Origin of the sequence: Mycobacterium sp. SMC-18, from assembly GCF_045310895.1 — a bacterium.
Taxonomy (GTDB): domain Bacteria; phylum Actinomycetota; class Actinomycetes; order Mycobacteriales; family Mycobacteriaceae; genus Mycobacterium.
This window is the reverse complement of sequence record NZ_JBJIAL010000021.1, coordinates 1-23,446: the sequence shown is the minus strand read 5'-3', so window position 1 is coordinate 23,446 and position 23,446 is coordinate 1. Positions and strand designations below refer to the sequence as shown.

Genomic DNA, 23,446 nt, shown 5'->3' with positions numbered 1-23,446 from the left:
GCCCTACCGGAGTTCGAGGGTGAATTCATGCGCGCCGATGCGGATACGGTCGCCGTCGAACAGGTTTGTGTTGGCCTCGATGCGCGTGCCCTGCACGTACACGCCGTTGGCCGAGCGCAGGTCCACCATCACCGGTCCGGTGCCCGCGTCGACGATGACGGCGTGGTGGCGGCTGACGTCTGCCGCGTCGAGCACGATGTCGTTGTCGGCCAGGCGACCGATGCGGGTCGCCATCGCGCGCAAGGCAAACCATTGCCCGGACGCGTCGCGCAGCCCCGCCCGGGATGCGGTCGACCGGGTCGAGCCGGACCGCAGCCGGCCGATGGTGTGCACCGCCGTCGCCTGCGCGGCGCCCTGTACGTCGAGTGGTTCCTGACGCAGAATGCGTTGCTGCAGGGCACTTATCGCCGAGCCGGGATCGATACCGAGGTCCTCGGCCAGGATGGACTTCACGCGGCGGAACGCGTCGAGCGCGTCCGCCTGTCGTCCGCAGCTGTAGTACGCGGTGATCAACTGCGCCCACAGGGGTTCGCGGTACGGGTGTTCGGCGACGAGGGTCTCCAGTGGGCCGATCACCAGAGCAGCCTGGCCACAGGCGATTTCGGCTTCCGCACGTGCGGTCTCCACGGAAATGCGCTCGTCGACCAGCGCGGCCGCGACGGCATCGACGAAGGCGAAGTCGGACAGGTCGCCGAGGACCGGACCCCGCCACTGCGCCAGAGCCGCCGACAGGTGTACCGCCGCGGACGGGAACTGACCGGCGGCCGCCGCCCGTACCCCGGCGACCTTCTCCTTCTCGAAGCGCCCCAGGTCGGTCGCGTCCTCCGGCACGTCGAGTCGATATCCGGGCGGGGCGGCGGCCAGGGTCTCCCGCGGCATTCCGGACTCCGCCAGGATCTTTCGGAGATTGGAGATGTAGGAGTGCAGCGCGGTGCGGGCGGCCGCGGCCGGTGACTGCTCCCATACCGCGTCGATCAACGCGTCCACCGACACCGGGCGGCCGCGGCTCAGCAGCAGCATCGCGAACACCGCGCGCTGCTTGGGTGCGCCCAGCGAGACGACGCGGTCGTCGACGGCCATCCGCAGCGTGCCCAGAACACCGAAATCGATTCCGGTCGGCCGCATGGGCCGAGGGTATCGGGTGCTATCGGCCGATGCGGGCTATTGCCAGTTCCGCGAACGTCTTCAGCGTTTCGCACCGCCACACGTAACTGCCCGTGACGCGATAGATCCGTTCGCCCGTCAACAGCACCGTGAGCGTCGTCGACGGCGGCGTGACATTCGGTTCGTACGTGCAGACCGCCTTGAGGCCCACGCCGTCGACCGCGGTGGCCCTGGGCCACTCGGCCACCTGGCGGAATGTCGTCGCGGCGTCCCACGGGAACGCATCGGCGAACCGGACGTCGGATTCCAGGCTCCGCCGCCCCAGTGGCTCGTCGAAAGCCCGGTAGACACAAGACAATTCGGGCAGTTGGGTCCGGATCGGTTCGGCCGTCGCCGGACCTTCGAGAAAGACCGCGGCTTCGTCGGGGTGCACCCAGCCGCAGGCCTCGGCGGTCAGCTGGTCGTCGGCGTGCGCGGCCGGCGACAGGGTGGCCGCGGCAGCGACGGCCACCAGCGCGGACGCGAACCGCCTCATGACCGGTAGCCCTCCGCGAATGTCATGGCGTCGACGACGCGGCCGTCGTTCACGGTGGGGCCGAGCAGCACCTTGGTGGCGTTGACGGCTGGGTCGTAGGCCATCAGCGCCGTCGACGGGCTGCAGCCGCTCGTCGACTTCAGGATCAACGAGTCGCCGGACGCCCCGACGACGTCGATGTTGTTGCCCGCGCCCGGCACCCGGACCCGTTCGGTATGCCCGTCGGCGGTCACGCGGGAGAGGAAGATGACGCCACAAGCACCGAGCGACTGCACGAAGGTGCCGCTGGGCAACTGCCAGGCGTCGATATCGCCGTAGTCGCCGTCGAATCCCGGTTCGTTCTTCGCGTTGTTGACGGCGGTGAGCGCGGTCGGCGCCGAGCCGTCGATCGGCACCTTCCACAGCTGGCTTCCGGCGGACTTCTGCGCCGTGCAACTGGCGACGAAATCCGTTGGTGCCAGCCACCGCGTCGTCCGGCAGACGGCGCCGGGCATCGGTACCGGCAGCACCCGCCCGACGGTGCCGTCATTGCCCATGAGCACGAAGCTGTTGTCCGTTCGCGGGGCCGCGTCGTTGCGCCGGTTGGCCGTCGACAGCACGAGCGTCGTGCCGTCGGGGGTTTCCAGGTAGTCGCCGCCGAATCGGCCGGCGCCGGCGAGGTTCTCGGTCGGGTAGGTCAGTTGCACGTTGCCGGCGAGGTCGACGCGCTGCAAGGTGCTCGGCTGGTCCTGGCTGCTGCTCGACAGCACGATCGCCTGGCCGTTCGGGCGGCTGAAACGGGCGGAGGCGCGCGTCGGGAAGGACGTCTGGTGGCCGGTGTGCAGATCGACCACGATGACGGTGTCGTCACCCATCGAGAACAGCGCCCGACCGCCGTCACCCGACCAGTCCAGCAGATGCGGCTTCCACCCCTTGTCGTTGGGCGCGAACGTCGTGATGGCGTACCGGTGCCCCGCCGGATCGATCAGGTACAGGGTGTCGGCGGCCTTCTCGGGCGGCGCCTCGTCGGGCGCGGGCCGCTCACCCGGACGGCGTGCGGCGACCGGATTCCAGGTGGCCAGGGTCCAGCCGTCACCGACCTGGTTCCACGGCACCTGCATCGCGGCATCGGGAGTCGGATTCGCCTGGGCCACTGGCAATCCGACCGTCAGGGACACGGCCAGGGCGGCCGAGGCCAGAGCGGCGGCGGTGCGGTGTGGGTGTCGACTCATGGCAGGTCCTGTTCGAATGGCCGGAATTCGTGGTCGTGTCACAGGGTGCGGTGGTCGTCTTGGTGAATTCTTGGCGCGCGCCGAGCGGCGGCCTTCGACATTCGACATAATGTTCCAGCTGCGTCAATTAGTCTTCTTGCCGGGGAGGACCACTCCCCGGCGATCAACGCACGCAATCGAATACGGGAAGGCCACCGCGCGATGAATCACCCCAGCCCCGCCACGACCGCCACCGCGCGCCGACGGCTCCAATGCCTGCCGCTGGCGGGCGTCGTCGCGGCCGCCTGCGTCCTGACACCGAACGGGCAGCTCGCCATCCAGTCGCACGCCGCGCCCATCAGCGCCCCGCGCCTGGATAGTCGCGCGGTCCAGTTCGCGGCGTTCGTCCAGGAGATGACAACCCGCGAGGAGGAGTTGCGCGAGCAGATCACGGCCGCCGCGGCGACGGACACGTTCGCGGGGCCGGTGCCCTGGCCGCCACCGACCCTCTGGCCACTGCCGGCGGTCTCGTCGTCGACGTGATCAAAGCCCTCGGGGTGGCCGTGGTCGAGGCGGCCAAGAGCACCGCGGTATCCGTGATCTCCATACCGCTGGTGATGCTGAATCGCGCGGCCACCGATCCCTTCTACCTCCCGTGGTTACCGATCGCGTTGGTGTCGTATGCGTTCACCCTCCCGTTCCAGGTGGTGGGAACGTTCGCATACGACTTGGTCGCGAACCTGACTCAGGTGGTGACGGCGCTGGTCCCGGCTGCCGCCGCCCCGGCAGCGGCAACCGCGAGCCCGGAGTCCGCCGCCGCGACCCCGTCCCCGACCGCGGCCAACCCGGTCCAGCAGGCCATCGAAACCGTCAAGACGCGGGTGACCGATGCGGCCGGTGCCGCCGGCTCGACGTTGGCGGCAGTGCCGTCTGCGCTGACATCCGGACTGCAGCTGCCGTCGGCACTCGCTCCGCTCGCGCCCATCGCCGGCGCGGCGTTCGCGGCGCTGTCACCGGCCATCGCCGTCGCGAACTTCATCTCGGTCCTGGTGACGGGCAAGGCGCTGCCGTTCAAAGTGGTGAAGCCGGAGCTGCCGTCCACCGTGTCGGTGGCGTCGACCACGCCGCGCGCGACCGCCGCGACGGACAAGTCGTCGGAGCCGGACTCCCCCGCGACCGGTAACGCCGGCACGAACGACGCCGCCGCCGCCGAGAAGCCGTCCACCCAGACCGAGAAGAAGCCCACCAAGTCCGTCAGCAAGTCGCGTACCAAGCGGACTTCTCCGACGCCGACCGCAAGCACCCCGTCGACGCCGGCCAAGACGACGGACGGGACCGACGATTCGTCCACCAAGCCCGGTGGCGATCCGGCGCCGGCCACCAAGCCGGAAAAGCCCGACACCAAGCCGGACACCAAGCCGGAGAAGTCCGAGTCCGGCACCGACAATTCGTCGTCAGCGCAACACGATTCGACGAAGGGCAAGAAGGCGACCGACAAGAAGGCCAAGGACAAGAAGGCCGCCAAGGGCGGCGCGTCGTCCGGCGGCGCGAAGACTGCCGCAGCCAAGGGCTGAACAAACGTCAGCGGCCGCCAGCCTGAACAGGCTGGCGGCCGCTGTACGTTGTGGGACTCAGGCCTTCTGGGCCGAGAGCTTGCGGTACTCCAGGACCGTGTCGATGATCCCGTAGTCCTTGGCGCCGGTCGCGGTGAGGATCTTGTCGCGGTCGGTGTCCTTGCGGATGGTCGCGGCATCCTTGCCGGTGTGCCGCGCCAGCGTCTCCTCCATGAGGGTGCGCATGCGCTCGATCTCGGCGGCCTGGATTTCCAGGTCGGAGAACTGCCCCTGGATGACGCCACCGAGCGACGGCTGGTGGATCAGCACACGGGCGTTCGGCAGGGCCATGCGCTTGCCCGGCGTACCGGCGGCCAGCAGCACCGCAGCGGCCGAGGCGGCCTGACCGAGGCAGACCGTCTGGATGTCGGCGCGGACGTACTGCATGGTGTCGTAGATCGCCATCAGCGAGGTGAACGAGCCACCCGGCGAGTTGATGTACATCGTGATGTCGCGATCGGGGTCCTGCGACTCGAGCACCAGCAGCTGGGCCATCACGTCGTTGGCGGACACGTCGTCGACCTGGGCACCCAGGAAGATGATGCGCTCGTCGAACAGCTTGGCGTAGGGGTCGACGATGCGCTCACCGAGGTGGGTGCGCTCGCTGAACTGCGGCAGGATGTAGCGGGCCTGCGGAGCCAGCTCCGGGTTCAGATGCTTGGAGATCACTTCGAGGCTCCCTTGCCGCCGTTGAGGTTTGCACGGGTGATGATGTGGTCGACGAAGCCGTATTCCAGCGCTTCCTGCGCGGTGAACCAGCGGTCGCGGTCGGAGTCGGCCTCGATCTGCTCGATGCTCTTGCCCGTGAATTGGGCGTTGAGCCGGAACATTTCCTTCTTGATGACGTGGAACTGCTCGGCCTGGATGGCGATGTCCGCTGCGCTACCGGTGACGCCACCGAGCGGCTGGTGCATCAGGACGCGCGCGTGCGGCAGCGCATGTCGCTTGCCCTTGGTACCGGCGGCCAGCAGGAACTCGCCCATCGACGCCGCCATACCCATCGCGTAGGTGGCGATGTCGCACTCCGACAACTCCATGGTGTCGAAGATCGCCATGCCGGCGCTGATCGAGCCACCCGGCGAGTTGATGTACATGTGGATGTCTTTGGACGGGTCTTCGGCCGTCAGCAGCAGAATCTGCGCGCACAGCCGGTTGGCGATGTCGTCGTCGACCTGCGACCCCAGGAAGATGATGCGCTCGGCAAGCAAACGCTCATAGACCGAGTCCGTGAGGTTGAGCCCCGGTGCGCTTGAACGCATGTCAGTCACGACTGGATACCTGCTTTCTCGAGTTCGTCCACACGACATTAACCAACGGCCGACGGCCGCGAGTCCCCGACGCGGTCTAGTTCGCTCACAGCGTCACAGTCGCCGGAGAGCGGACGGTGCCGCAGGCATCACTGAAGACACCTGCGGCACCTGTACCACGATCGGGGTTCGAGGAATTAATCCTCGTCCTTCGCCTTCTTGGCCTTCTTCTCTTTGGCCGGCTTCTCGTCCTTGGCCTCGGCCTTCGCCTTCTTGGCCTTGGCGGGCTTCTCGTCCTCGACGGCCTCGGGCTCGTCGGCGGCGGGAGCCTCGGCCTCGTCGGCAGCCTCGGCGACCTCGGCCTCGGCGTCGCCGGCCGGGCCGAAGAACTCCGCGGTGTCGACGGTGTTGCCGTCGGTGTCGGTGACGGTCGCACCGGAGACCACAGCGGCGATCGTCATGCCGCGACGGATGTCGGCGAACATGGACGGCAGCTGGTTGTTCTGCTGCAGGATCTGGATCAGCTGCTGCGGCTCGATGCCGTACTGGCGGGCCATCAGGGCGATGCGCTCCATCAGGTCACCCTGGCCGACCTTGACGTCCAGCTCGTCGGCGATGGCGTCCATCAGCAGCTGGGTCTTGACGGCCTTCTCGGCGTTGGTGCGGGTGTCCGCGTCGAACTCTTCGCGGCTGCTGCCCTGCTCCTTGAGCTGCTCCTCGAACTTGGCCTCGTCGTGGTCGAGTCCGTGGATCGCGTTGTGGACGGTCTCGTCGACGGTCGCCTGGACGATGGCCTCGGGCAGCGGCACCTCGATCTGCTCCAGCAGGGTCTCGACGGCCTTGTCGCGGATCTGCTCGGCCTGGCCGATCTGCTTCACCCGGCGCACCTGGGCGACCAGGCTCTCCTTGAGCTCTTCGATGGTGTCGAACTCGCTGGCCAGCTGGGCGAAGTCGTCGTCGGGCTCCGGCAGCTCGCGCTCCTTGACCGACTTGACGGTGACGGTGACCTGGGCTTCCTTACCGGCGTGCTCGCCGGCGGCCAGCGTGGTCGGGAATTCCTTGGACTCGCCGGCCTTCAGGCCGATGATGGCCTCGTCGAGACCCTCGATCAGCTGACCGGAGCCGATCTGGTGCGACAGGCCCTCGGTCTTGGCCTCCGGCACGTCCTCACCGTCGACGGTGGCCGACAGGTCGAGCGAGACGAAGTCGCCGTCGGCGGCCGCGCGGTCGACACCGGTCAGGGTGCCGAAGCGGGCGCGCAGGTTCTGCAGTTCGGCGTCGACCTCGTCGTCGTTGACGACGATCGGGTCGACGGTGATCGTGAGGGCCTTCAGGTCCGGGAGGGTGATCTCCGGGCGGACATCGACCTCGGCGGTGAAGACGAGCTCGTCGTTGTCCTCGAGCTTGGTGATGTCGATCTCGGGCTGGCCCAGCGGCTTGACGTCCTGGGCGGTGACGGCCTCGCCGTAGCGGGCCGGGATGGCGCTGTTGACGACCTGCTCCAGGACCGCGCCGCGGCCGATGCGGGCCTCGAGCAGCTTGGCCGGGGCCTTGCCGGGACGGAAGCCGGGCAGGCGGACCTGCTTGGCCAGCTCCTTGTAGGCCTGGTCGAACTCGGGTTGAAGCTCGGTGAAGGGCACCTCCACGTTGATGCGAACCCGGGTGGGGCTCAACTGCTCCACGGTGCTCTTCACAGCGTTACTCCTTGTTTTTTGATACTTGCCATCAGTCGGTGGTCGGGGTGACAGGATTTGAACCTGCGGCCTTCCGCTCCCAAAGCGGATGCGCTACCAAGCTGCGCTACACCCCGTGCCTCGTCGCGGTCGCATTACCGCGGTCGAGATACTACGTCCTAGACACGCGACACCATCAATTGGATTGGCGGCCGCTGTCCCGGTACTGTCTGCCGGTACTGTGATCGCAGCAGTGCACGCGGGCGTAGCTCAATGGTAGAGCCCTAGTCTTCCAAACTAGCTACGCGGGTTCGATTCCCGTCGCCCGCTCCAGAGGACCGGCCTGACCAGGCCGGTCCTTTTGATTTGGGGCCCGTTTTCTGACGCCGCGCCCCGTGCCCGGACCGCGCCGCCGGGCGGCGGCGCGACAGCGGTGCGCCTGCCGAAAAATGACTTTGCCCGGTAGCGCCTGATATTTATTGACCGAGCGACCAATATATTGCGTCCACACGTGCGGCGATTCCGCCGAATTCTGGGAGTTTCCTGCCAATTCGATGCAAATTGCCGCAATATCGACCGGCACCTGATTTTCCCCTAAAAGCTGCAGCTCAAAGACTTTTTATGGAGGAAATTCAGGACACACTGGCAAATAGTTTTGCCATCCGAGTCGAGACTCGACAGCGGCGGCGGTATAAATGCCCGATGACCGCGTCGATCATCTCTTCGTACCGCCGGAACCGGCGGCCCGTCGACGTGGGTTCAGAGGTTGCTGAGGGCACGTGGCGGGACCCGAAGAGATACCTGTGGCTACTGGTTCCGTCCGCCCCCGGCGCGGTGACGCTGTCCTGGCTCCTGGTGTGGACCACGCGGCTGCACTTCTTCTGGTGGACCGCGCTCTTCGTGATCCTGGTGGCGGGGCCCACCGCCGATCATCTGCTGGGGCGGGAGAAGGGCGATCGTGCGCCCGACCGCATCCTGGCCGAGCTGCAGCAGGACAAGTTCTACCGGTTCGCCACCCACATGTTCCTGCCCACGCAGTACCTCGCTCTGGCTTTCGGCTGCTGGGTGTGGGCCGGCGGCGGGTGGGTCACGTTGACGTTCAGCGACAAGCTGGGGCTGATGGTGGCGGTCGGCCTGTCCGGCGGCATCGCCAACAACGCGGCCCACGAACTGGGCCACCGGCGCGACCGCGCCGAACGGTGGCTGAGCAAGCTGGCGCTCGCCCAGAGTTGGTACGGCCAGTTCTACGTCGAACACAACCGCGGACACCACGTCCGCGTCGCGACGCCGGAGGACCCGGCCAGTGCCCGCTTCGGCGAGAACGTGTACTTCTTCGTCGTGCGCTCGGTCGTCGGCAGCACCCGCTCGGCGTGGCGAATCGAGGCCAAACGTCTTGGCCGCCAAGGCCATTCACGCTGGAGCCTACGCAACGACGTGCTCAACGCATGGTTGTTGAGCCTCATCCTGTTCGCCGGGCTGGCCCTGTGGTTCCGGCCCGTGGTGCTGCCGTGGCTGTTCGGCCAGGCGCTCATCGGCATCTTCCTGCTCGAGGCCATGAACTACCTGTCGCACTACGGACTGCGCCGACAGAAACTGCCGTCGGGTCGCTACGAGCGGCTGCGCCCGTCGCACAGCTGGAACAGCAACACCGTGATCATGAACGTGTTCCTGCTGCATCTGCAGCGGCACTCCGACCACCACATCGACCCGTCACATCGCTACCAGGTGATCCGGCACGCCGAGGATGCGCCGCAGCTGCCGAGCAACTACACCGCGATGCTGGTCCTCAGCCTCGTTCCGGCGTTGTGGCGCCGCGTGATGGATCCGCGCGTCCTTGCCCTCTACGACGGCGATGTCCGGCGCACCGCACTGAGCCCGCGGCAGCTGCAGCGGTTGGCGCTCGACGGCAGCTAGCGCTGCCGGCCGTGCCCCTCGAACAGGTTCCACGACTGGCTCCCCCGCACCACGTGCAGGTAGTACGCGTAGTTCGCGGTCGACATACCGATGGCGGCAAGACCGAATCCGATGGCACGGGCGAGGGAATCCGACACGTTGAGGACGACGAGCACCACCTCCACCGCGACGAAGATCCCGAGCAGCGTCAGCCCCTTGCGCCACATGCCCTTGACGAAGAAGTAGATGGGGCCGAACAGGAAAGCCAGGATGTTCGAGGTTAGCTTCACCCGCTCCAGGAACGTCAGGGCCTTGTAGGCGGCCTTGGACTCCGGCGTCGAGTTCGGCAGACCGTAGGCGTTGAAGAAGTCGAACCGCTTCTGCCACGACGGGGACACCGTGACGCTGGGAAGTTGCTGTGACACTTCACCAACATTAACGGCCGTGCAGTTTTGTTTGTGCGCTCGGGTCTCCCCGCGCGCCTAGCTGCTACCCGGAATCGGCCGCGCCACGCCGTTGGTCGTGCGAATGACGTTGAACTGCGGCGGATTGGCCGGGGCGGGGGCTTCCGAGCTCGCCGTCGCGGTCGCGGTCGCCGACGGTGACGGGGCGGGCGGAGGCGCCGGGGCCGGTGCGCTGGCCGGCGGCGTGTACTGGCGGGCGGGCGGCGTGTAGGTCGTCGGGGCCTGGGTCGTCGCCGTCGAGGGACGGGTCGGTGGCGCGGGCGCGGGGGTCGTGGGCGCGGTCGTCGTCGGCGTGGGGGCCGGTGCAGGCGCAGGTGCCGGGGCCGGTGTGGTGGTCGTCGAGGCCGACGATGTGGCGGCGGGAGCCGACGTGGTCGAGCTGGTGGGGGTGGCCGGGGGCTCAGGCGCTGGCGGGGGGATCTTGAATCCGGCGAGCGATCCGATCCCCAACAGGATCAACAAGATGAGGACAGCACCGCCCCCGATTATCAGCACCTTGCCGGTGTCGGTGGTGAACCAGCCCGTCGGTGCCGATGCGGTGTGAGCGTTTGCCACCGGTTCGGTCTCTGCGTCTGCCATAAGTCGATCTCCTCCCAGCAGGGTGCCGGGAGCGTATCCCGTAAATCAGCAGGTCGCGACTCATAGTGAAGCCATTTTCCCAGGTCGGTGGCGTGTTCACAGGAACGTAACGTGCGCGCCTCGCACCGCGCCGACCCATATGCCCCAGCAATTTGCCAGCGTTTACGCAGTAGACGTTTATCCGGCGACCCGGTACACCGTCACCGGCCGGGTGTGCGCGGGCCGGCTGCCGTCCGGGGTGAACAGCGGCGCCCGTTCCAGCCGGCGCCGCATCGCCGCCAACGGAATCGGCTCGGCTCCCGTGCCGCCGGACAGGTGGAACAGCAGCTCGGTCAGCTCGCAGACCTCACCGGCCGTGCAGCCGGCGCCGAACATCGCCGCGACGGTCGCGGGGTCCGACAACAGTCGCTGCGACACCGTCGCCGCGGTGTCCCTGATCATCGCGTTGTGCCCGAAGGGCAGCGGCGGCACGGGTTCGCCGGTGCGCACCACGAGAACGTCGTCGCCGCCGGGTTGCGCGCGCATCACGTTCACCAGTGACACGGTGTGGCCACGCTCGTCGCGCTGCGGGTCGGACACGACGAGGGCCACCGTCGGCGGTCCCTCGATCGGCTCGGCGCCGGCCCGGTCCCGCAGCGCGCGGTGCGCCGCCGCCGCGACCGTCTCGCCGTTGGCCGCATCGAGCACCACACCGGGCAGCGCCCAGTCACCCTGATGAGGTTGACGCTGCCGACGCGCGAGGATGAGCCCCGGCTCGTCGCCGGGGCTCACCGCGAAAACGTCGACGCTCAGCCAGGTGGCCGGCGACTCAGCCATGACGGGCGTCCTCCTCGCCGGCGGCGTATGCCGCCCACTCACGTCGCACGGTAGCGCGCACCTCCGCGAAGGTCACCGGGTTGACGACGACGCCGTCCTCGAACACCGTCCGCATGGCGTCCGTCGTCTCGACGAGACCGGCCGCGCCCTGCACCAACGTCAGGCGCCCCCGCTCGTCGCGGATCACGGCCAACCGGCCCCGTGCGCTGCGCTTGCCCGGGTCGGTGACCGGCGCCTTGGCGATGTCCCGGCCGCGACCGTCGATCTGCACCCAGGTGGCCTTCATCGCGATGGAGAACGTGTCCCGCGTGACGTATTGGTATGTGTACGAACCGAATCCGAGTACCGGCGTGGTGGACACGTAGCCCTGGGCCGCCAGGTTGGCGGTGATGGCGTCGGCCCGGTCGTGGGTGATCGAGTCGCCGTAGATGACGCCGATGTGCGGATCCAGTTCCCGGTAGCCGGCCGCGTTGACGGTGCCGCCGAACACCTCCCACAGCAGGTTCACCACGCCCTTGTTGGCAGGGCTGCCGGCCGGGGCCTGCGGGTCGCCGCACAGGATGCGTTCGGGGTCACCGCTGTCCGGGCGGATCACCACCTTGCCGTCGCGCGCGATGATCGTGTCTTTCAGCGTGGGCAGGATTCCGGTGCAGACGTGCCACAGGTCCCAGGTGTCGCTGACGATCGACACGATGCCGGTCGGATACAGGTCCAGCAGCCGCGCGAACGTGGCGACTTCGTCGTCCCGGGCGCCCGCGCACATGACGCTGTGCTCGGTGGCCGGCACGCTGCCGCCGATCACGGTGCCCTCGGGCGAGCCCGGGTAGTTCCGGTCGATCCAGCCCAGTGCGGGCAGGCAGTCGGTGCCGGTGAACGCCAACAGGTGCGCGGCACCCGAGGCGGCGGCGGCCGCGCTGCCGGCCATGCCCCGGAAGGAGAAGTCGTGCCCCTGCCAGTCGACGGCGGCCGGGTCGGCGCCGGTGTCGCGCGCGCGGGCGTCCAGCAGTGTCCGGTTGCGCCACGCGGTGGTCGCCGACGTGATGGGCTGCCACAGCGCGGCCGACATCTCGGTCTCGATGTAGTTGGTCAGCCAGAAGAATTCGGGCGCGGTGTTCTCGACGGTCAGGTACGGGACACCGACCGGGACGATGGTGCCCTCCGGCAGCGCGCGCACCCGCAGCGGCAGTCTGCCGTACGCGTGCAGCTGCCGGATGTGTTCGGCGCCAACGTCGTTGGGCCCCAACACCTGGGTGACCCGCTCCACGTAGGCTCGGCACACCTCGTCGATGTCGGCGGCGAAGAATGCGTTCCACCGCTGATTCAGGTCGCGCAGGTACGCCTGCAGGCCGAAGAACGCCGTCCAGCTCACGCCGGGGATGCGGCTGCCGCGGGCCGTCAGGTTGGAGTAGACGTACTCGGTGCCGGCCGGGTACTGGCGCCGGTGGTCCAGCTTGTAGGCGTCGGTGTCCATCAGGACGTCCAGGGCCGCAATGGTTTCCGGCCGGTACGTGGTGGTTGCTTCGATGGTCATTGGGAAAGTCCTCAGGTCAAGGTGGTCAGTGCGCGGACGATGAACGGTTCCAGCGGCTGGACTTGCACACCGTCGGGCGTGGCGCGGGAGTCGGTGCTGGTGACGGAGGCGTAGCCGGCGAGGTTCTCGCGCCAGCGGCCGGTGAAGCAGCCGTGACTGACCCACAGATGCAGGGCCAGCTCGGGCCGGCTTGTCCGGATGGCATCGGCCAGCCCGGCGAAGGTGCCGCCGCCGTCGCAGATGTCGTCGATCACCAGCAGTCGGCCGCGGTCCGGCAGACCTTCGGGAGCGACGAACCCCGACAACTTGCCGTCGGCCGGATTGCGTTGCTTCCCAGCGACATACAGCGGCACGCCCAATCGGGACGCCACCCGGCCGGCGCGGTCGCGGGCCCCCTTGTCGGGTGCGACGACGCCCGCCCAACCCGGGTGGTGCGCGGCGCAGCCCACCAGGTCCACGGCCTCGATGACGGTGACGGCCGCTCCCCCGCGCCGGGCCTCGTCGGCCCAGACCGGTGAGTGCGGGTCCACCGTCACGATGTGCGCCACGCCTGTCGCGGCGGTGAGCCGGGCGGCGACGCGGGCGTCGTCGGTCGGGTCGTGATCACCGCGGGCCGACGGCAGGTACGGCGCCACGAGCACCGGAGCATCGGCCGACCGGTTGCGGTGGAAGGCCGACCACTGCCCGACCGCGGCGTAATCGATTGCACCGCAATGGTTCCAGGCGACGGGGCGCAGGCCCGGGCCGAGCGGTTCCAGTTCACGGACCGCGGTGTCGCCACCGGGATAGCTGGTGACGATTCCGGGTGCGGTCGCCAGCACACCGCGTTCGGTGTCGAAGACGTGGAATGTCAGGTTCATGACGACGACCGTAATAGATATGGACATAGATGTCCATATCTATGTGACGGTGGTCATCGGTAAGCTGCCTCCATGGAGTTCGTGCTCATCCTGATCGTCATCGCGGCCATTGGGTTCTTCCTGTTCAGCAGGCAGAACAAGGCCAACAAGGCTGCCGCGCTGGCCAACGCGAAAGCCGACGCCCGGCGCGTCATCGAGATGCTCGGCGGCCAGGTGTTCAACCTGACCGGCACCGATGACGCCTCACGCCAGGCCCTGGCCGACGCGTCCGAGCGCTACAACGCCGCCGCGTCGCAGATCGAACAGGCCACCACCGCCCAGCAGGCGGCCTTTGCGAAACAGAGCGCGATGGAAGGGCTGTACTACGTACGGGCCGCCCGGACCGCCATGGGCATCGACCCCGGTCCCCCGCTGCAGGAGCTGGCCGGCCAGCGCGGCGCGGGTTCGGTCACCGAGGACCGCCGAATCCAGTTCGACGGCAGGCAGATTCAGGCCTCACCGGGCCCGACGGCCGCCACACCGAATTACTACCCCGGCGGCCGGGTCGCCGGGCGCCCGGTTCCCGAGGGCTGGTACTCCGAGCCGTGGTGGAAGCCGGCGCTGGTCGCCGGGGCGTGGGGTGTGGGTTCGGTGCTGTTGTTCGACGCACTGTTCGACGGCATGCACGGAGTCAGTTACGGCGCATCGGGTTTCGAGTCCGGATACGGCTCGGGATTCGACCAGGGCTACCAGCAGGGCCTCGATCAGAGCCAGTTCGCGGACTCCGGCCAGGGCCAGGACGTCAGCTGGAACGACAACAACGGCGGCTGGGATGCCGGCAGCGGTAGCTGGGACTCCGGGAGCAGCGACTCGGGTAGCAGCTGCGGTGGCGGCGGCAGCAGCTGTGGCGGTGGTTGCGGTGGCGGCTGCGGCGGTGGCGGCGACTAGCCGTCACACCTGACAGTTGGGGCACCAGAACAGGTTTCGCCCCTCCATGACCTCGGTGCGGACGGTGGCGCCGCACACGCGGCACGCCTCCCCCGCCCGTCGGTAGACGTACGTGCGCGGCCGGTCGGCGGCATAGGACGGCGCGCCGTGGTCGTCTTCCGGGCGCACGACGACGATCTTGCCGCGCCGCACCCCGACCTTCATGAGCGCGACCAGATCGGTCCACAGCTCGGCGAATTCGGCCTCGGTCAACTGGGTGCCCGGACGGTGCGGGTCGATCCGGTGCCGGTACAGCACCTCGCTGCGGTAGACGTTGCCGACACCGGCGATCACCGTCTGGTCCATCAGCATCGATCCGATTGACCTGCGGGACTTGCTGATTCGCGCCCAGGCCAATCCCGGGTCGGCGTCGCGACGCAGCGGATCGGCACCGAGCCGGGCCACGACATCGTCGACGCCGCCCTCGTCGATCAGCTCACACACCGTCGGGCCGCGCAGGTCGGTCCCGAATTCGGCCCCGACCATACGCATGCGCACCTGCCCGACGGGCGCCGTCATCGGCAGTGGCTGCTCGGTGAACGTGCCGTACAGCCCGAGGTGGACGTGCACCACCGCACCACCGTCGTAGTGGTGGAACAGATGCTTGCCCCAGGCGTCCGCCTTACGCAGCACCCGGCCGCTGACGGCGGCCGCGGCATCGGCGAACCGGCCCTGCGGACTGCTGACGACCACCGGCGCCCGCCCGAAACGCTGCTGGTGCAGGCGGGCCAGCCGGTGGAGGGTATGCCCCTCCGGCACGAGTCAGGCCTCGGGAATCAGGCGGGAGCGCCCGGAACCTCGGGGGCCACGTGCGTCTTCTCGTACTCGGCCAGGATGTCGATGCGGCGCTGGTGCCGCTCGGCCTGCGACCACTCGGCGGCCAGGAAGGCATCGACGATGGCGAAGGCCTCTTCGGTGCTGTGCATGCGGCCACCGATGCCCATCACCTGCGCGTTGTTGTGCTCGCGAGCCAGCTGCGCGGTCTCGACACTCCACGCCAGCGCACAGCGCACGCCCGGCACCTTGTTGGCCGCGATCTGCTCGCCGTTGCCCGAGCCGCCGATGACGATGCCCAGGCTGCCCGGGTCCTCGACGGTGCGCTTGGCGGCGTCGATGCAGAATGCCGGGTAGTCGTCCTCCGCGTCGTAGGCGAAGGCACCGCAGTCGACGGCCTGGTGGCCGGCCGCGGTCAGATGGTCGAGCAGGGCCTGCTTGAGTTCGTATCCGGCGTGGTCGGCTCCGAGATATACGCGCATGGCGCACATTCTGGCAGAACAGCGGCCCGGGACAGAATCAGTGGCTCGGCCGGCCCACTCGCCGGCTCAGCCGGCCCCACACACTCGCCGGCTCAGCCCGCGGCGATCTTGGTGTCGCGGTCGATGGCCTCGGTGATCTGCTTGATGATCTCGGCCTGATCAGCGACGCCGTCGATGTTGATCTGCATGACGTACAGCCCGGTCCCGTCCTGGATGACGACGGTGTTCTGGGTGATGAGCTTGGTCACCCCGTTCGAGTTCCAGGAACCGGCGATCTGGAACGACTTGTGACCGTCCACAGTCCCGGGCGTGCCGGTATCGGTGGCAGTGAACCCCGGCAGGTTGTTCAGCTCACCCGGTGCGAAGTCGAGAATCTTCTGCGCATCGGCGTTCGGGCCGAGCCGGGAGATCAACGCCGTGGCGCTGGGCCGGTAGTTGCCGGCACTCGGGCCGTTGTAAACGATGGACTGGTACGCGAAAGCCGGCGTCTGCGGTCCGGCGTCGGCCCAGCCGGGCGGCATCGGCATCGTGACCACCGGTGCGCCGGGCTCGTTGCGGTGCACCAGCACTTCCGGAATGTTGTTGCTCTTCAGGTAGGTCGCGATGGTCTGGTAATTACCGGGCGTCCCGACCAGCACCGGCGGCGCCGGCTTGTGCGACGACGACGGCGTGTCCGCGCCGGAACTCTGGGTGCTGGTGCCCGAGGCGTCCGAGGACCCGCTCGAGTCGTCACCGGAATTCACGAGGACCACACCGAGCAGCACCACGATGACGGCGGCGATGGCGCCCCCGATCACCCAGATCTTGGTCTTGCCGCCCGACGACTGGCCACGGCCCGGCGGCGTCTTGCCGATGTCGGCTGCTAGTTGCGAGTACGACGGCGGCGGCGGCGCGCTGGGACGGCCCACTCCCGGAGCGCCGTGTGCTGCCGGGTCGGCGGGGATGACCGGCAGCACCACTGTCGGCGACACCGTCTCGTGGGTCGGCCGGGTAGGTCGCTGCGGCGGCAGGGGCGGGGGCGACGGCGGCATCGGCTGCCGGTACGGCGGCGCCGACGGTGACGAATCCGGTTCCGGCCGAAACGGTTTCGGCTCAGGTGGCGGCCCGACAGGGCCGCGCTGCGGCACCGGCGGCGGCGTCGGCTCCGAGACCGGGTCGACCGACGGTGGCGACACCGGTGGCACGGGCGGCACGGGCGGTTCCGGAGCCGGCGGCGGCGCGACGGGCTCTGGCGCGACCGGTTCGGGTTCCGGCTCGGGGCCAGGCGCCGGTTCCGGCTCGGGCACGGGTTCGGCCGACACCACCGGCGGCGGAGCGACCGGCGGCGGCGTCACCTCCGGGGCGGACGGCGGCTCGGCGACCGGCGCCTCGGGCACCACCGGGGTGACGGTCGGCAGCTTCAGTTCGGCGGTGCGCAGGTTGAGCGTGGGTGACTCGGTGACCAGCTCGGCCTGCCGCTCGAAGGCCCGCGCGAACTTGGTGCAGGAGTCGAAACGGTCCTCGGGCGACTTGCCCATGGCCTTGATCAGCACATCGTTCAGCGGCTCCAGCCACGGCTTGAGGTCGCTGGCCTTCGGCGGCGGCGCGCTGAGGTGCTGGCTGATCACCGCGATCTGGTTGGTGTCCTGGTACGGCGTCTGCCCGGTGAGCAACCGGTAGGCCGTCGCGGCCAGCGCGTACTGGTCGGCGCGGCCGTCGATCTCGCCGCCCATCAGCTGCTCGGGGGCCGAGTAGCTGACGGTGCCGATCGCCAGGTTGGCCGACGTCAGGCCCGTCACCTCACCGATCTGGCGGGCGATGCCGAAGTCGCTCAGCAGGATTCGCCGCTCGTCGGTGTCGATGTTGCTGAGCAGGATGTTGGCCGGCTTGATGTCGCGGTGCAGCAGCCCACGCTGGTGCGCGTAGTCCAGGGCCGAGCTCATGGCCTTGACGATGTCGACGACCAGCTCCAGCGGCAGCCCGTTCGGGTACTCGTACTTGACCAGCTGTGCGGCGTCGGTGCCATCGACGTAGTCCATGGTGATCCACAGCCGACCCTCGAACTCGCCGCGGTCGTGCAGGCCCACGATGTGCGGGTGCCACAGGCCCGCGGCGATGTTGGCTTCGCGCTCGAACCGGATACGGAATTCATCGTTGGTGGTGGCGGTCTCCCGCAGCACCTTCATGGCGTCGAGGCGGGGCAGCCTGGGGTGCTGGACGAGGTACACATCGCCCATTCCCCCTGAGCCCAGCAACCGGCGCACGGTGTACCCGGCGAAGGTTGCGCCCGTCTCCAGCGACATCAGCGCATCCTACTCAAACCCGCACGTCGAAGGACGAAACTGTCCGTCGGCACGTCGCTCCCCACCAGTTGCATCGTTGTGGCTCATGTTTCGGATGTGTCTGGCCACCGTAACGCCGTCCAGACGTTCCTTGCGGAACGCCGACGAGATTACCTGGGCCGACCCCGGTGAGCGTGACTAGCGGGTGATTGCGCTCAGTCGAATTCGGGCGCCTCGTCGCGCGAGCGCTTGAGCTCCCAGAAGTGGGGGTAGGACGCGAAAATCACCGACGCGTCCCACAGCTTGCCGGCCTCTTCGCCACGCGGGATGCGCGACAGCACCGGGCCGAAGAACGCAACGCCGTTGACGTGGATGGTCGGGGTGCCGACGTCGGGGCCGACGGCGTCCATGCCGGCGTGATGGCTCTTGCGCAGCGCCTCGTCGTACTTGTCGCTGGTGGCTGCTTCCGCAAGCTCGGCGGGCAGGCCGAGTTCTTCGAGCGACTCGGCGATGACGACGGCGAAATCCTTGTTGCCCTGGTTGTGAATCCGGGTGCCCATCGCCGTGTACAGAGGCGCGAGTACCGCGGAGCCGACGGCTTCCTCGGCCGCGATGGCGACGCGGACCGGGCCCCAGGCCTTCTTCATCATCTCCTGGTACTGCTCGGGCAGGTCGCGGCCCTCGTTCAGCACCGCCAGGCTCATGACGTGGAACTCGATGTCGACGTCGCGCACCTGCGCCACCTCGAGGATCCACCGGGAGGTGATCCAGGCCCACGGGCACAGCGGGTCGAACCAGAAGCCCGCGACATCCTTCTTGACGGCTGAGTCTTCGGTGGCGGCGGCGTCGGCCATTGCTCGTCCTTACTGAGTCGGTACAGATCTCGTTGCCAACAACTATGCCCGGCGTCCCTATGTTCCCGGTCACGGCAACCAGTTGTCCCCTAAGTTGGTGACGTGGCACTTCCGAACCTGACCCGCGACCAGGCCGCCGAGCGCGCCGCGCTGGTGACCGTTGACAACTACCGCATCGATCTCGACCTCACCGACGGTGCCGGTGCACCGAGCGAGCGCACCTTCCGGTCGGTGACCACGGTGACGTTCAGCGCCCTGCCCGGCGCCAACACCGTCATCGACATCGCCGCCGACACCATCCGCGGCGCGACCCTCAACGGGTTGCCCATCGACGTCTCCGCGTACGACGAATCGACGGGCGTACCGGTGGCCGGGCTCGCCGAGCAGAACGTGGTCGTGGTCGACGCGGACTGCCGCTACTCCAACACCGGTGAGGGGTTGCACCGCTTCGTCGACCCGGTCGACGGCGAGGTCTACCTCTACTCACAGTTCGAAACCGCCGACGCCAAGCGGATGTTCGCCTGCTTCGACCAACCGGACCTCAAGGCGACCTTCGATGTGACAGTCACCGCGCCCGCGCGCTGGCAGGTGATCTCGAACGGCGCCGGCACGGCCACCGGAGCCGCCCCGGCGGCGACATCGGACACGGGGACGGTTCATCGTTTCGCCACCACCCCGAAGATGAGCACGTACCTGGCCGCGTTGATCGCCGGGCCGTACGCGCGGTGGGACGACGTCTACACCGACGAGCACGGGGACATTGCGCTGGGCATCTTCTGCCGCGCGTCGCTGGCCGAGTTCATGGACGCCGAGCGGCTGTTCACCGAGACCAAGCAGGGATTCTCCTTCTACCACAAGAACTTCGGCACGCCGTACGCGTTCGGCAAGTACGACCAGCTGTTCGTGCCGGAGTTCAACGCGGGTGCGATGGAGAACGCCGGCGCCGTGACGTTCCTGGAGGACTACGTCTTCCGGTCCAAGGTCACGCGCTACTCGTACGAGCGGCGCGCCGAGACCGTGCTGCACGAGATGGCCCACATGTGGTTCGGCGACCTCGTCACCATGCAGTGGTGGGATGACCTGTGGCTCAACGAGTCCTTCGCGACCTTCGCCTCGGTGCTGTGCCAGGCCGAGGCCACCGAGTACAAGCAGGCCTGGACCACCTTCGCGAATGTGGAGAAGTCCTGGGCCTACCGGCAGGACCAGCTGCCGTCCACCCACCCGGTGGCCGCCGACATCCCCGACCTGGCGGCCGTCGAGGTGAACTTCGACGGCATCACCTACGCCAAGGGCGCCAGCGTGCTCAAGCAGTTGGTCGCCTACGTCGGGCTGGAGCCGTTCCTGTCGGGCCTGCGCGACTACTTCCGCGATCACGCCTATGACAACGCCACGTTCGCGGATCTGCTTGGCGCGCTGGAGAAGTCGTCGGGCCGGGATCTCTCGGACTGGGGCCAGCAGTGGCTGAAGACCACCGGCCTGAACACGCTGCGCGCCGATTTCGACGTCGACGGTGCCGGTGCTTTCACTCGATTCGCCATCGACCAGAGCGGTGCGGCACCGGGCGCCGGCGAGACGCGCGTGCACCGGCTGGCCGTCGGCATCTACGACGACGACGGCTCCGGCAAGCTGGTCCGGGTACACCGCGAGGAACTCGACGTCGAGGGCCCGGTGACGGATGTTCCTGCGCTGGTCGGGATTTCGCGCGGCAAGCTGGTCCTGGTCAACGACGACGACCTGACCTACTGCTCGATGCGGCTCGATCCCGCGTCGCTGCAGACGGTGCTCAGCCGCATCGCCGACATCGACGACCCGCTGCCCCGCACGCTGGCGTGGTCGGCGGCGTGGGAGATGACGCGCGAGGCCGAGATGAAGGCCCGCGACTTCGTCGCCCTCGTGATGAGCGGGCTGCACGCCGAGTCCGAGGTGGGCGTAGCGCAGCGGCTGGTGCTGCAGGCGCAGACCGCGCTGACCTCGTACGCCGATCCGGCGTGGGCAGCCGAGATCGGTTGGCCCGCTTTCGGTGACGCACTGCTCGACCTGGCCCGGGACTCGTCGCCGGGATCGGACCACCAGCTGGCGTTCATCAACGCGCTGTGCACGTCGGTGCTGGCGCCGAACCACATCGCGGTGCTGTCGACACTGTTGGACAACGAGCCCGCCGCGGTGAACATGACCGGTCTGGTGATCGACACCGATCTGCGCTGGCGCATCGTCACGGCGCTGGCACGTGCCGGCGTCATCGACGCCGACGGCGGGCCGACGCCGTTCATCGACGCCGAGGCCCAGCAGGATCCGACGGCGGCCGGCCAGCGCAGCGCCGCCGCCGCGGGCGCGGCCCGCCCGCAGGCAGCGGTGAAAGAGGCTGCGTGGCAACGGGTCATCGAGGACGACACCCTGGCGAACATCACCACCCGCGCCATCGTCGGCGGCTTCGTTCAGCCCGGGCAGACCGATCTGCTGGACCCGTTCCGGGACCGCTACTTCGAGGCGATCTCCGGGGTGTGGGAGCGGCGGTCGAGTGAGGTGGCCCAGACCGTCGTCATCGGCCTGTACCCGTCGTGGGACATCAGCCAGGCCGGGCTCGACGCCGCCGACCGGTTCCTCTCCGATCCGGAGATCCCGCCGGCCCTGCGCCGTCTGGTGCTGGAAGGCCGTGCGGGAGTGGAGCGTTCGCTGCGCGCCCGCGCCTTCGACGTGAGCTGACGCGACTGCAGCGGCCGCACCTGACCCCCGTCGGCTAGGTGCGGCCCTGCAGGATGCCTTCGATGTTGCGCTCGGCGAGCGCGGTGATGGTCATGAACGGGTTGCAGCCGAGGTGCCCCGGCATCAGCGACGCATCGTTGACGAACAGGTTGCGGTGGCCGTTCACCCGCCCGAACGCGTCGGTGGCCTTGCCCCGTACGCAGCCGCCCAGTGGATGAACAGTGTTGGGCGCGAACACTTTTCCACTGAACAGATCGTTGCGGTAGTCGACCTTGTTGGCCTTCAGGATCTTGTCGAACACCAGTCTCGCCCTGGCCTCGTTGTTGGCGGCGAAGGCGTCGGTCCACTGGATCGTCGCGGTGTCGGACTGGCGGTCGTAGGTGATGTCGGCCCGGTCACCGGTGTCGACCATGACGTAATACCCGAGCAGATACGTCTCCACCGGCAGCGGCATGGAGAACATGCTGGCGTACACCGGATTGTCCGGGTCGTCACGGCCGTCGATGTTGATCATGCCCATCAGGGATTGCGTGGTGCCGGCCGGATCGCTCTTGGCCAGGTTGTGCCCGACCATGAGGTCACCGTTGTTGCCGTAACCCTTGCCGATCTGATCGTTGAGCCGGGCCAGGTCACCGGTCTCCCGCGCCTTCAGCAGAAGCTTGGTGGTACCGAGCACACCCGCCGCCAGATACAGCTGGTCACAACCGAATTCGGTCTTGGACAGCTCTTTGCCCCAGCGGTCGATCTCACGGGTGGACACCACGAATTCACCCGACCGCTCCTGACGGATCGAGATCACCTCGGTCAGCGGGCGCAGCGTGACGTGGCCCGTCTTGAGCGCGTCGGCGATGTAGGTCTGGTCGACGCTGCCGAACCGGCCATAGTTGTTGCCGAACTGCTGCTCGAACGCCAGCGACGATTGCGGCACCTGGCCCGCCGCCTCCTTCACCAGGTAGTCGAACGAGTAGGAGCTGCCGTTGTAGTCGACCTTGTAGCCGGCCGCCGCCGCGTACTTGCGGCCGGCGCGCGCGTACTGGAAGCACGGGGTCTGCTCGAACCAGGCCATGTCGCGATAACTGATCTTCAGCGACGACTTGGCGCGTTCGACATAGGTGCGCAGGAACTCGTCGGCGCCGATGTCGGGGAACGCCTTGGCGACCTGACGCTGCGTCGGGATGGCCGCGATGCCCGCGTTGATCATCGAGCCGCCACCGACGGCCAGGCCGCGGAAGACGTCGTGCGCGCCGTGTGTCACCTTCTGGCAGATGCCGGCCTGGACCGGCTGCGGCGACGGCGCGTGCTCTGCGACCTGCTCGACGGTGAAGCCGCCGAAGGAGGTGACCAGACTCGGCGGAATCTTGGTGAACCAGCCCGCGCGGGTGTCGGCAGGCAGCATCTTGGAGAACCGCTTGCCGTCGTCGTCGGGTTTGTCCCAGAGCCGGCCCTGTTCGATGACCAATGTCTCGACACCGGCCTGTCCCAGCCGCAGCGCGGAGACTCCCCCGCCGTAGCCGCTACCGATCACGATGGCCGAGAAATGCTTCCGAGCCTCGGTACGGTCGCGGGATCTTTCGACGAGCGCCCCGATACCCGCCGCGCCCGCGACGCCCACCACCGCCGCACCGCCGAGGAACTGGCGCCGGCTGATCGGGCTCATCGGTGACCTGCCGCGGCCGCGCCCCAGCACCGGATGTGTCGATGCCGGCCGTGCATCACTGCCAAGATCGTCCTTCCGCCTTACCGTCCAGCTAACCCGAAGCCAGTCGCCTGCCGGCCTCCGAATAACGGATTCATCTCAAAAATTACACGATGCCGCGGAGTTTCCGGGCTCTTCACAGATGAGGGTGTAGAGGTGGTTGGCGCGTCGTTGCCGGGATAGAGGTCGAGGTCTCTCGAAAATG

21 protein-coding genes and 2 tRNA genes are annotated in these 23,446 nt (G+C 68.2%); 6 read left to right on the top strand and 17 right to left on the bottom strand.

The features are described from left to right. Window positions 1-3: 3 nt before the first annotated feature. The 3 genes from ACJH6J_RS18635 to ACJH6J_RS18625 are packed head-to-tail and all read right to left on the bottom strand — an operon-like array spanning window position 4 to window position 2,850. Window positions 4-1,125 (bottom strand): BTAD domain-containing putative transcriptional regulator, encoded by a 1,122-nt coding sequence (locus ACJH6J_RS18635; protein WP_346414369.1) that lies wholly within the window; start codon window positions 1,123-1,125, stop codon window positions 4-6. A gap of 19 nt (window positions 1,126-1,144) precedes the next feature. Then, the gene (locus tag ACJH6J_RS18630) at window positions 1,145-1,639 is read right to left on the bottom strand and encodes a hypothetical protein (protein ID WP_406784478.1); all 495 of its coding nucleotides are present in this window, start codon (window positions 1,637-1,639) and stop codon (window positions 1,145-1,147) included. Further along, entirely contained in the window at window positions 1,636-2,850 is a 1,215-nt protein-coding gene (locus tag ACJH6J_RS18625) for a hypothetical protein (protein ID WP_346414367.1), read from the bottom strand. The genes ACJH6J_RS18630 and ACJH6J_RS18625 overlap by 4 nt, the downstream gene beginning before the upstream one ends. Before the next feature lie 201 nt (window positions 2,851-3,051). Between ACJH6J_RS18625 and ACJH6J_RS18620 the strand changes: the two genes are divergently transcribed. Together ACJH6J_RS18620 and ACJH6J_RS18615 are read left to right on the top strand one after the other, a co-directional pair. Next, the gene (locus ACJH6J_RS18620) at window positions 3,052-3,372 is read left to right on the top strand and encodes a hypothetical protein (RefSeq protein ID WP_406784479.1); all 321 of its coding nucleotides are present in this window, start codon (window positions 3,052-3,054) and stop codon (window positions 3,370-3,372) included. Next, window positions 3,369-4,403: a hypothetical protein gene (locus ACJH6J_RS18615; RefSeq protein WP_406784480.1), complete on the top strand. Its 1,035-nt coding sequence runs from the start codon at window positions 3,369-3,371 to the stop codon at window positions 4,401-4,403. The genes ACJH6J_RS18620 and ACJH6J_RS18615 overlap by 4 nt, the downstream gene beginning before the upstream one ends. Window positions 4,404-4,460: 57 nt before the next feature. On the opposite strand, the gene ACJH6J_RS18610 is transcribed toward ACJH6J_RS18615, so the two are convergent. From ACJH6J_RS18610 to ACJH6J_RS18595, 4 genes are all read right to left on the bottom strand, one after another. Beyond that, window positions 4,461-5,096: an ATP-dependent Clp protease proteolytic subunit gene (locus ACJH6J_RS18610; RefSeq protein ID WP_318985673.1), complete on the bottom strand. Its 636-nt coding sequence runs from the start codon at window positions 5,094-5,096 to the stop codon at window positions 4,461-4,463. A gap of 11 nt (window positions 5,097-5,107) precedes the next feature. Beyond that, entirely contained in the window at window positions 5,108-5,701 is a 594-nt protein-coding gene (locus ACJH6J_RS18605) for an ATP-dependent Clp protease proteolytic subunit (RefSeq protein WP_020102210.1), read from the bottom strand. A 185-nt stretch (window positions 5,702-5,886) separates the two neighbouring features. Further along, window positions 5,887-7,383 carry a trigger factor gene (tig, locus tag ACJH6J_RS18600; RefSeq protein ID WP_318985546.1) on the bottom strand — a complete coding sequence of 499 codons (1,497 nt, stop codon included), beginning with the start codon at window positions 7,381-7,383 and terminating at the stop codon, window positions 5,887-5,889. A gap of 39 nt (window positions 7,384-7,422) precedes the next feature. Continuing rightward, a tRNA-Pro gene (locus ACJH6J_RS18595) sits at window positions 7,423-7,499 on the bottom strand. 122 nt (window positions 7,500-7,621) lie between these two features. Here ACJH6J_RS18595 and ACJH6J_RS18590 point away from each other — a divergent pair. Both ACJH6J_RS18590 and ACJH6J_RS18585 read left to right on the top strand, forming a co-directional pair. Then, window positions 7,622-7,695 (top strand) — tRNA-Gly (locus ACJH6J_RS18590). 369 nt (window positions 7,696-8,064) lie between these two features. Continuing rightward, complete coding sequence (locus ACJH6J_RS18585; RefSeq protein ID WP_318985547.1) at window positions 8,065-9,276, top strand: alkane 1-monooxygenase; 1,212 nt, start codon at window positions 8,065-8,067, stop codon at window positions 9,274-9,276. Here ACJH6J_RS18585 and ACJH6J_RS18580 read toward each other — a convergent pair. The 5 genes from ACJH6J_RS18580 to ACJH6J_RS18560 form a co-directional block, all read right to left on the bottom strand. Continuing rightward, on the bottom strand, window positions 9,273-9,680 hold the full coding sequence (locus ACJH6J_RS18580; protein ID WP_318985548.1) for a DUF2628 domain-containing protein: 408 nt from the start codon (window positions 9,678-9,680) through the stop codon (window positions 9,273-9,275). The two genes, ACJH6J_RS18585 and ACJH6J_RS18580, sit on opposite strands and share 4 nt — an antisense overlap. Before the next feature lie 57 nt (window positions 9,681-9,737). Beyond that, a complete protein-coding gene (locus ACJH6J_RS18575) occupies window positions 9,738-10,298 on the bottom strand; it encodes a hypothetical protein (protein ID WP_318985549.1) in 561 nt (186 codons plus the stop codon). Window positions 10,299-10,475: 177 nt separating this feature from the next. Beyond that, window positions 10,476-11,114, bottom strand: coding sequence for an NUDIX domain-containing protein (locus ACJH6J_RS18570; RefSeq protein ID WP_318985550.1), 639 nt, complete (start codon window positions 11,112-11,114; stop codon window positions 10,476-10,478). After that, window positions 11,107-12,645: a nicotinate phosphoribosyltransferase gene (locus ACJH6J_RS18565; protein ID WP_318985551.1), complete on the bottom strand. Its 1,539-nt coding sequence runs from the start codon at window positions 12,643-12,645 to the stop codon at window positions 11,107-11,109. The genes ACJH6J_RS18570 and ACJH6J_RS18565 overlap by 8 nt, the downstream gene beginning before the upstream one ends. A gap of 11 nt (window positions 12,646-12,656) precedes the next feature. Next, a complete protein-coding gene (locus ACJH6J_RS18560; protein WP_406784481.1) occupies window positions 12,657-13,505 on the bottom strand; it encodes a phosphoribosyltransferase family protein in 849 nt (282 codons plus the stop codon). A 72-nt stretch (window positions 13,506-13,577) separates the two neighbouring features. Between ACJH6J_RS18560 and ACJH6J_RS18555 the strand changes: the two genes are divergently transcribed. Next, window positions 13,578-14,432, top strand: coding sequence for a DUF1542 domain-containing protein (locus tag ACJH6J_RS18555; RefSeq protein WP_318985553.1), 855 nt, complete (start codon window positions 13,578-13,580; stop codon window positions 14,430-14,432). Window positions 14,433-14,435: 3 nt separating this feature from the next. Here the strand turns inward: ACJH6J_RS18555 and ACJH6J_RS18550 are convergent, their stop codons facing one another. The 4 genes from ACJH6J_RS18550 to ACJH6J_RS18535 form a co-directional block, all read right to left on the bottom strand. After that, window positions 14,436-15,230: an Fpg/Nei family DNA glycosylase gene (locus ACJH6J_RS18550; RefSeq protein ID WP_406784482.1), complete on the bottom strand. Its 795-nt coding sequence runs from the start codon at window positions 15,228-15,230 to the stop codon at window positions 14,436-14,438. A gap of 17 nt (window positions 15,231-15,247) precedes the next feature. Further along, complete coding sequence (locus ACJH6J_RS18545; protein ID WP_036420840.1) at window positions 15,248-15,727, bottom strand: ribose-5-phosphate isomerase; 480 nt, start codon at window positions 15,725-15,727, stop codon at window positions 15,248-15,250. A gap of 92 nt (window positions 15,728-15,819) precedes the next feature. After that, a complete protein-coding gene (locus ACJH6J_RS18540) occupies window positions 15,820-18,009 on the bottom strand; it encodes an LpqN/LpqT family lipoprotein (RefSeq protein ID WP_406804351.1) in 2,190 nt (729 codons plus the stop codon). Window positions 18,010-18,203: 194 nt separating this feature from the next. Next, window positions 18,204-18,842 carry a DsbA family protein gene (locus ACJH6J_RS18535; RefSeq protein ID WP_064858057.1) on the bottom strand — a complete coding sequence of 213 codons (639 nt, stop codon included), beginning with the start codon at window positions 18,840-18,842 and terminating at the stop codon, window positions 18,204-18,206. A gap of 102 nt (window positions 18,843-18,944) precedes the next feature. On the opposite strand from ACJH6J_RS18535, the gene pepN reads away from it, so the two are divergent. Further along, the gene (gene pepN, locus ACJH6J_RS18530; protein WP_406804350.1) at window positions 18,945-21,545 is read left to right on the top strand and encodes an aminopeptidase N; all 2,601 of its coding nucleotides are present in this window, start codon (window positions 18,945-18,947) and stop codon (window positions 21,543-21,545) included. Window positions 21,546-21,579: 34 nt separating this feature from the next. Here the strand turns inward: pepN and ACJH6J_RS18525 are convergent, their stop codons facing one another. After that, window positions 21,580-23,202, bottom strand: a complete 1,623-nt coding sequence (locus ACJH6J_RS18525; protein ID WP_133427207.1) for a GMC oxidoreductase — start codon at window positions 23,200-23,202, stop codon at window positions 21,580-21,582. Window positions 23,203-23,446 lie beyond the last annotated feature (244 nt).